This is a genomic window from Frankia sp. CgKIO3 (assembly GCF_977946435.1).
This window is the reverse complement of the sequence record NZ_CDWTMO010000168.1, coordinates 1-8385: the sequence shown is the minus strand read 5'-3', so window position 1 is coordinate 8385 and position 8385 is coordinate 1. Positions and strand designations below refer to the sequence as shown.

8 protein-coding genes are annotated in these 8385 nt (G+C 72.9%); 5 read left to right on the top strand and 3 right to left on the bottom strand.

Going from position 1 to position 8385, the window contains the following annotated elements; genetic code table 11:
* Positions 1-132: 132 nt before the first annotated feature.
* From AC08OJ_RS16440 to fabI, 3 genes are all read left to right on the top strand, one after another.
* Positions 133-615 carry a cation:proton antiporter regulatory subunit gene (locus AC08OJ_RS16440; protein ID WP_476593953.1) on the top strand — a complete coding sequence of 161 codons (483 nt, stop codon included), beginning with the start codon at positions 133-135 and terminating at the stop codon, positions 613-615.
* A gap of 28 nt (positions 616-643) precedes the next feature.
* The gene (locus tag AC08OJ_RS16435) at positions 644-1831 is read left to right on the top strand and encodes a cation:proton antiporter (protein WP_476593954.1); all 1188 of its coding nucleotides are present in this window, start codon (positions 644-646) and stop codon (positions 1829-1831) included.
* A 124-nt stretch (positions 1832-1955) separates the two neighbouring features.
* Complete coding sequence (fabI, locus tag AC08OJ_RS16430; protein ID WP_476596188.1) at positions 1956-2729, top strand: enoyl-ACP reductase FabI; 774 nt, start codon at positions 1956-1958, stop codon at positions 2727-2729.
* Between the two features lie 94 nt (positions 2730-2823).
* Here fabI and AC08OJ_RS16425 read toward each other — a convergent pair whose 3' ends face one another.
* Both AC08OJ_RS16425 and AC08OJ_RS16420 read right to left on the bottom strand, forming a co-directional pair.
* Positions 2824-5349, bottom strand: a complete 2526-nt coding sequence (locus AC08OJ_RS16425; protein ID WP_476596187.1) for a pyruvate dehydrogenase — start codon at positions 5347-5349, stop codon at positions 2824-2826.
* A 563-nt stretch (positions 5350-5912) separates the two neighbouring features.
* A complete protein-coding gene (locus AC08OJ_RS16420; protein WP_476593957.1) occupies positions 5913-6206 on the bottom strand; it encodes a DUF167 domain-containing protein in 294 nt (97 codons plus the stop codon).
* 219 nt (positions 6207-6425) lie between these two features.
* Here AC08OJ_RS16420 and fabG point away from each other — a divergent pair, with 219 nt between their 5' ends.
* Complete coding sequence (gene fabG, locus AC08OJ_RS16415; RefSeq protein WP_476593958.1) at positions 6426-7142, top strand: 3-oxoacyl-ACP reductase FabG; 717 nt, start codon at positions 6426-6428, stop codon at positions 7140-7142.
* Here fabG and AC08OJ_RS16410 read toward each other — a convergent pair.
* The gene (locus AC08OJ_RS16410) at positions 7093-7902 is read right to left on the bottom strand and encodes a cation diffusion facilitator family transporter (protein WP_476596189.1); all 810 of its coding nucleotides are present in this window, start codon (positions 7900-7902) and stop codon (positions 7093-7095) included. The two genes, fabG and AC08OJ_RS16410, sit on opposite strands and share 50 nt — an antisense overlap.
* Between AC08OJ_RS16410 and AC08OJ_RS16405 the strand changes: the two genes are divergently transcribed.
* Entirely contained in the window at positions 7895-8116 is a 222-nt protein-coding gene (locus tag AC08OJ_RS16405) for a hypothetical protein (protein ID WP_476593959.1), read from the top strand. The genes AC08OJ_RS16410 and AC08OJ_RS16405 overlap by 8 nt on opposite strands.
* Positions 8117-8385 lie beyond the last annotated feature (269 nt).

Genomic DNA, 8385 nt, shown 5'->3' with positions numbered 1-8385 from the left:
GTCAACGCATCGAAACCCCATGTGCGGAAGACAGAACTAGGCGCGGTTGCGGCTGGTTGACTATTGTGTGATGGGGCTGGTCACTTGGGCCTTCCTGGGAAGGCAGGCTATCGGAGCGCCGGAGAGGTTGCTGTGGAGATCGAGGAGACCGCGCTGCCTGGCATCGGGCTGCGGCACGACTTCGCGACGCGCAACGGCCGCCGGCTCGGAGTCGTGTCCCACCATCACGGGCGCCGGGACCTCGTGATCTATGATGCGGACGACCCGGACGCCTCGCGTGAGTCCATCGCGCTGACGCCGGAGGAGAGCGACGTGCTCTCCGAGCTGCTCGGTGCCCCGCGCATCGTCGAGAAGCTCGCTGACCTCAACCGTGCCTTCGCCGGGCTCGTCGGTGAGCAGATCGCGATCCTGCCCGGCTCGCCCTACGTGGGCCGCGAGCTCGGGGATACCCAGGCCCGCACCCGCACCGGCGCCTCCATCGTCGCGGTCGTCCGCGACCAGCAGGTGCTCGCCTCCCCGCGGCCGGACTTCCGGTTCGAGGCCGGAGACGTCGTTGTTGTCGTCGGTACGCCGGAGAACACCGCATCCGTCGGTATGTTGCTCCGCAACGGCTGACACGGGCAGGGAGGGCAGTCGGGACCGCGTGCACTCCACCGCGACGACCTTCCTCGAGCTCGGCGGGATTCTGTTTTGCCTAGGAGTCCTCGGGCACCTCGCGCTGCGCATCAGTGTCTCACCGATTCCCCTGTACCTGGTGGGTGGGCTGGCGTTCGGCCGGGGTGGCCTGCTGCCGCTCGGTGGCAGCGAGGAGTTCATCGGGGTCGGCGCGGAGATCGGGGTCGTCCTCCTGCTGCTTACCCTCGGTCTGGAGTACACCGCCGACGAGCTGCTGTCCGGGCTGCGCAGACAGGCGCCGGCCGGGGTGCTCGACCTGGCGCTCAACGCCACTCCCGGGGTCGTCGCCGCGTTCCTCCTCGGCTGGGGCCCGACGGCGGCGGTCGTCCTGGGTGGGGTGACGGCCATCTCCTCCTCGGGGATCATCGCGAAGGTGCTGGGGGACCTCGGGCGGCTCGGTAACCGGGAGACGCCAGTCGTCCTGTCCGTCCTCGTGCTCGAGGACCTCGCCATGGCGGTGTACCTGCCGGTTCTCACCGCGTTGCTGGCCCATCACACGTTCGTGCGCGGATCGCTGACCGTGGCGATCGCGCTCGGAGTCCTGGTGGCGGTGCTCTACATCGCGCTGCGGCACAGCGAGAAGGTCACCCGGCTGGTCTTCAACCCGAAGGCCCACCGCAACGACGAGATCCTGCTGCTCCGGGCCCTGGGGCTGGCCCTGCTCGTCGCCGGGGTCGCCCAGCGTATGCAGGTGTCGGCCGCGGTGGGTGCGTTCCTCGTCGGCATCGCCCTGTCCGGACCGGTCGCCGAGGGTGCCGAGGAGGTCCTGCGGCCGCTGCGCGATCTGTTCGCGGCGGTCTTCTTCGTCTTCTTCGGCATGCAGACCGATCCCGCCGAGATCCCTCCGGCGCTGCTCACCGGGTCCCTGCTCGCGATCGCCGGAGTCGCGACAAAGGTCATGACGGGATGGTGGGCCGCCCGCTCGGCGGGAATCGGGACCATGGGCCGGTTCCGGGCCGGGGCCGCCCTCGTCGCACGCGGCGAGTTCTCGATCGTCATCGCGGGCCTCGCGGTGGCGGCCGGCCTCGAACCCCGGCTGGGCCCGCTTGCCGCCTGTTACGTGCTGCTGATGGCCGTCCTCGGCCCGCTGGCGGCCCGGTTCGTCGAATCGGTGATCCGCACGGCTCGGCGGCTGCAGGCCGCCCGGTCGCCCTAGCGCCGAGCGGGCAACGGTGGGCGGGCAACGGTGGGCGGGCGACGGCACCCGCCGCTGACGGCGGGGGCGACTTCCCGGCGGCGGTGTCGTTACCGGGACGGCGATGTTTGGGAGTATGCAGCCCATGAGCGGACTTCTCGAAGGTAAGCGCGTTCTCGTCACCGGGGTTCTCACGGAAGCCTCGATCGCATTCAGCGTCGCCCGCATCGCCCAGGAGCAGGGTGCGGCGGTGGTCCTCAGCGGATTCGGGCGGGGGCTGTCGCTGACCCGCCGCATCGCCAAGAGACTGCCCACCCCGGCGCCCGTCGTCGAGTTGGACGTCACCGACGAAGAGCATCTCGCGGGGCTGGCCGGGCAGGTGCTCGAACATGTCGACGGCCTGGACGGCGTGCTGCACGCGATCGGGTTCGCACCCGAATCGGTGCTCGGTGGGAAGCCGTTCGTCGAGGCGGCCTGGTCCGAGGTCGGCACCGCCCTGCAGATCTCCACCTGGTCGCTGGCGTCGCTCACCCGGGCCGCCCTACCGTTGTTCGCTGAGAAGGCGTCGATCGTCGGCCTGGACTTCGACGCGTCCGTCGCCTGGCCGTCGTACGACTGGATGGGCGTGGCGAAGGCCGGCCTCGCCTCCGCCACCCGCTACCTCGCCCGTGATCTGGGACCCCGGGGCGTGCGGGTGAACCTCGTCGCGGCCGGCCCGCTGCGGACCATGGCGGCCAAGAGCATCCCGGGCTTCAGCCAGTTCGAGGAGATCTGGGACGGCCGGGCGCCGCTTGGCTGGAGCGTCCACGACACTGCGCCGGCCGCCCAGGCCTGCGTGGCGCTGCTCTCGGACTGGTTCCCGGCCACCACCGGCGAGATCGTCCACGTCGACGGCGGCGTGCACGCCGTCGGGGTCTGAGCGCGGCTGGCCGTCGGGGGCAGGGCGCAGCTGGCCGTCGGGGTCAGGGCGCGGCCGGGGTCCCGGGGCCCGGGTGTGGTGGGTCTGGCCCGGATCAGCCGGCTGTCTCGTCCAGCAGGTCCAGTGCCGTTCCGACGATCGTGTCCAGCTCCACCGGTGGGCGGCGACGGCGGTCCCGCGACGAGGCCGTGTCCCGCCGGGCGAGGTTGCCGCTGCCGGCGTGGCCGGCGGCGCCGGAGGTCGATGAGCCCGGGTCGGTGTCCCCCGGCGGCCCTCCCGGCGGCCCGGAGGCCTCCGGCAGTGGCGCGCTCGAACCGAGGGCGGAGATGGGATCTCCGTGGACGCCGGCGAGGAAACTCAGGGCACGGGGGTCCCCGTCGACCACCGTCACGATCGGGGTGCGCCGGTCCGCGGGGAACACCTCGGTGAGCAGGGCGTCGGAACCCTCGGCCAACCCGCGCCGGGCCTGCAGCGCGTGGAACATCGCGTTCGGGGAGGTCACGCACACGACCGTGATCTCTCGGCCGAGGCCGGCGCGTAGCTCCGCCGCGGCGTGCAGCACCTCCGGCATGACCGCACCCATCCCGACAAGGGTGAGCGCGGCGTCGGGGCCGCCCTCGTGGAGCCGGTACCCTCCGGCGAGGACCAGGGCCCGGCGTCGGTGCCGTTCCAGCGCGTCCACGGGGACCTCGGCGAGGCGCTGATCGACCGGGCGGGCGGAGAGCCGGATCACGCAGGAGGTGCCGTCGAGGCGGGCCAGCCCGCCGAGGCCGGCCAGCAGGCACCAGGCGAGATCGTGCGCGAAGGCCGGTTCCCACGTCGCGGCCACCGGGGCGGGGACGACGTTGCCACCGTTCCAGGCCAGGTTGCGGACGACCGGGTCGAGACCGGTGTCCGCCACGGCGAGCATCGATCGGGCGTCCGCGGTGGCGCCGGCCATCCAGCCGGGCAATACCCGTCCGACCGCCACCTCGTCGGCGACTCCGACGGGCAGCAGCGGCAGACCCTGGCGGCTCCAGGCCACTCCCAGTGAGGCCAGCACCCCGCCGAAGGCCGTGGCCGACAGGCCTCCGGCCACATGCCGGCCCGGTTGGTCCCCGTCGGTCCGGTCCGCCGCGGCCAGCCAGCCGGCGAGGACGGGGTCGGCGTTGCGCGTGCTGATGGTCAGCACCGCGGCGGCCGCCTGGGGCGCGAGCCGGGGTAGGTCCCGCAGCATCTCGCCGAACGCCTCCTGGGTGGAGATCCATGCCGGGAAGCGGTGGTCGGAGTCGGTCGGCACGGGTGGGGCCGCGCCGAGCGGCACCGGCACCCGGTCCAGGTAACCGGCGACGTGCTGGGCGAGGCGGTGGGCCGCGGCGTCGTCTCCCGGCGGGAGAGCCGGGCGGGTGCCACCGCCGGCGGCCGGCGCCGTGCCCGGTCCGGCGGACGGGGCCGCGGACGCGTGGTCGGCGGTCCGTCCGCTGTGGATCTGTTCGCTGTGGATCTGTTCGCCGTGGGAGCGCTCCTCTCGGGCGAGCTCGTCGCTGGTGTAGGCGAACAGGACCGTGGGCCGGTCCGCCGCGACTTCATCGAAGGCGTCGATCAGCAGGGGGAGGTCGTGGCCACCGAGATCGCGCAGGCAGGCATGGATCTCGTCATCGGTAAGGGTGTCCAGCAGGCGGCTGATGCCGGCGCCGGACGCGCCGGGCCCGGCGAGGCGGCGGCGCAGGTCGGCTCCGTGGGCCTGCAGCAGCGCGCGGTACTCGCCCATCGGGAGCTGGTCGAGGCGGTTGCGAAGCGCGTGACCGCCGGGGGCCCGGAAGAGCGCCTCGAGGACGCGTCCGTATCGGACGGTGAGCACCTGCCAACCGGCGGCTTCGAACATGCGCGCCGCGCGGGCGGGCTTGCCGATGCCGCCGACCGGTCCGGCCGGCGCGGAGCCGGACACCGTCACCACCCAGAACAGCTCGCCGAGATGGGCGATCCGCTCATCGGTGATTGTTTCCCAGACGGTCGGGTCGTGCAGCTCGGAGTAGTCGATCAGACAGATTTGCCGACCCTGGGGAGTCCGGTCGAAGCGTTCCCCGGCATAACGGCGGGCCAACGCCGCCCAGACCGTCCCGCTCGGTCCGATGTTGCCGGCGCCGAGGGCACGCAACGGCCGACCATCGGGCCCGGAACGGACCCCGTTCGGACGGATCTCACCCGGCCGGGCCTGGGGGAGCCGGTAGACGGCGGGGACGGGTGATGCGGCCGCCGTCTCCTCGGCCGTCGTTTCCTCAGCCGTCGGCCTGGCGTGCGCCAGGACGTGATGGACGGCATGGATCAGCGGGGCGGCGCGTGGAGTCACACTGACGCGGTCCTCGGCGCGTAGGGCGTCGAACCACAGTACCGTGGCGATGCTCGACACCGAGGCCACGGCCGCCCGTTCCGACTCGGCGGCGACCGCGGACCGCTGCCCGGCGCGTTCGTCCCCGTCGATGATCCGGGCCGCGACGCTCCGCAGCCGCCGTTCCACGGCGGCCAGCGCGGCGAGGTCGAGTACGCCACCGGGCGGCCCCGGCATGGCCGGGTCTGGCATGGCCGGGTCTGGGGGCCCGGGGATGGCCTGGGCCGCGGCCGGCGAGGTCTGGGTTCCCACGACGTCGTCTCCGTTCGTCGGTCCGGTCGGGGGCTGGCGGCTCCCGGCGGACCGCCCTCGGCCCGGTCGTCGCGGGTGACCCGGTGTTCGTGGGTGACCCGGTGTTCGCGGGCCCGGTCGTCGGTCTGGTCGTCGTGTGTGACCCGGCCGTCGGTCCCCGGCGCGGGCGGATCCACGGACCGGGCCGGGACCGGCCCCGCGGCGCCGTCTGGCGTAATGATCATTTCCCCCCGGCCGGAGCGCGTGTGCGCCGCCTCCACCGGTCTGACATCGGGCCTGCGCATGACCGGCCTACGTCCCACGACTCCGACCTCCCAAAGTCCGGACGTGCGGTGGTGCGGTGCCGGTCGGAGGTTGCGCCGCCGGCCGGATCGGCGGTGCCCGCCGCCGTCACATGGTGTGTCCGCGTCGGTATCCCACCTTCACCACGGTGGCCGTACCATTTCAGCATCCGCGTTCCATAGCGGTGGCGTTGGCCGTCGTGCGTCAGCCCGGTGATGCCGGGACTGCCGTGCCAGGACTGTCGCGGCGGGACTGCCGTGCCAGGACTGCCGCCCCGGCGGTCAGCCGTCCCGGCCGAGCTCGTCGATCCGGATCCGGAGCGCGGGCTCGTCGACCGGTGCCACCTCGACCTCGACGGCCTTGACTCGGCTGGTCGCGCCGCGGACCAGCCGGACGTCTCCCCGGCGCACCCGCAGTGCCGCGCACAGGGCCCGCAGGGCGGCTTCGGTGGCCCGGCCGTCAACGGCCGGCTCGGTGACCCGGACGACCAGCAGCGGGCCGTGCAGCGGGTCCTCGCGCCGGCCGCCCACCGCGGTCCGCCCGGCGCCCGGCTGAACTCGGATCATCAGACGCATGCGTGCATCGTCCCCCCGGATCGTCCCGCCCGAGCGACCATCCCGCCCGGATCGTTCCACCTGTGTCGACCATCCCGCTCGCGTGACCGGTTCGCGTGACCGGTTCGGGGCGGCACCAGGGAGGATCGCGAGGGTGGCCAAGCCGATGCCGGTCGGCGGTTGAGGCGTCATCGTCGGCGGACACCGGGATTCGACGCGGTGGCCGCTACCATCCGACCCATGGGCGCAAATGAGGGTCGTGTCGCACTGGTAACAGGTGGTAATCGGGGGATCGGCGCCGCCTGCGCCGCCGCCCTGGCGGCCGCGGGTGAGCGGGTCGCGGTCGCCAGCCGCGGGGGCACCGCCCCCGAGGGGATGCTGGGCGTCCGTCTGGACGTCGCCAACAGCGAGAGCGTCGACAAGGCGTTCATGGAGGTCGAAGCCGAGCTCGGGCCGGTGGAGATCGTGGTGTCCAACGCCGGCATCGTGCGGGACACCCTGCTGGCGACGATGAGCGAGGACGCGTTCCAGGAGGTCGTGGACACGAACCTGCTCGGCGCCTACCGGGTGGCCAAGCGTGCCTCCCGGCCGATGATGCGGCTGCGCCGGGGTCGGCTCATCTTCATCTCCTCCGTCGTCGCCTCCGTCGGCGGCCCCGGTCAGTCCAACTACGCGGCGTCCAAGGCCGGCCTGATCGGCTTCGCCCGTTCCCTCGCCCGCGAGCTGGCTCCGCGCAACATCACCTCGAATGTGGTCGCTCCGGGGCCGATCCGGACCGACATGACCGACGCGCTGACCGAGGCGCAGCGGGAGCAGCTCACCGCCAGCGTCCCCGGTGGCCGCATGGGTGAAGCCGAGGACGTCGCAGCCCTCGTCGCCTTCCTCGCCTCCCCGCAGGCCGGTTACATCAACGGTGCGCTGATCCCCGTGGACGGCGGGCTGAGCATGGGGCACTGAGTTGAGCACGGGGCACTGAGCACCGCTTCGGCGGCACCGTGATCGAGTGTGATCGGCATTGCGGCTTAGGGGACCGTCGTGGTGGTGGGCGGGGCTGGTGTGGATGGTGGCGGCGGATGCGGCGTAGCAGGTGGGCTTCGGCGGCGTGGGCGAGGTCGTGAGCGGCGGTCAGGGTCAGGTGCGCATCGACGGTGACATCGGCTTCGGCGCACAGGGTGTGGCCGATCCAGCGCAGCCGCAGCTCGCGGACGGCCTCGATGCCCTCGGTATGCAGGAGTGCCCTGGTGGCTTCGGCGACCACGGCGGGGTCGACGGCGTCCATGAGCCGGGCCCCGACGACGCGGGCGGCGGAGCGTAAGACGCCGAGGATCGCCAGGCCGATGGCGGGGTCGGCCCAGTGCCAGCCCACCGCGACACCGGCGGCGCCGAGGAGCACCGCGAGGCTGGTGAGACCGTCGGTGCGGGCGTGTAGGCCGTCGGCGACGAGGGCGGCGGAGCCGATCTGATGGCCGACCCTGATGCGGTAGCGGGCGACGATCTCGTTGCCGAGGAAGCCGACGAGCCCGGCCGCGGCGACCGCTCCCAGATGGTCGACACGCTGGGGGTGCAGGAGGCGGTCGATCGCGGCCCAGCCGGCGAGCGCACTCGACAGGGCGATCATCGCGAGGACGGCGAGGCCGGCGAGGTCCTCGGCGCGGCCGTAGCCGTAGGTGAACCGGGCGGTGGCCGGGCGGCGCGCCACGGTGAAGGCGATGAGCAGGGGGACCGCGGTGAGCGCGTCGGCGACGTTGTGCAGGGTGTCGCCGAGGAGCGCGACCGGATCCGGACAGTGCCACGACGGCGGCTTGCAGGGCGGCGGTCAGCCCGAGACCGGCCAGGCTGATCAGGAGGGCGCGGCGGCCGGCGGTGTCGGCTTCCAACGCGTCGTCGATCTGGTCCGCCGGATCGTGGCTGTGCCCTCCGGCCAGGTCTGACAGGCCGTGACGAAGCCGCGCCCACCGCCCGCTCGCGTGGTGGTCATGCCGTCCGCCGTGCGGGTGCCCGCCGTGATGATACCCGTGCCCGTGGGCGTGGCCATGGGTGGGGAGCTCATGCTCGTGGCCGCTGTTCATGTTCCGCGACGATAGACGAAAACGATCAATGCGGCATGGTGGCAGCTGCCATCCCATCGCACCTGCGTCCCGGTGCGTACCGCGGGCCGCTGGTGCCGGTTCGGTTGCTCGTCTGTGCCCAGCGCCTAGTT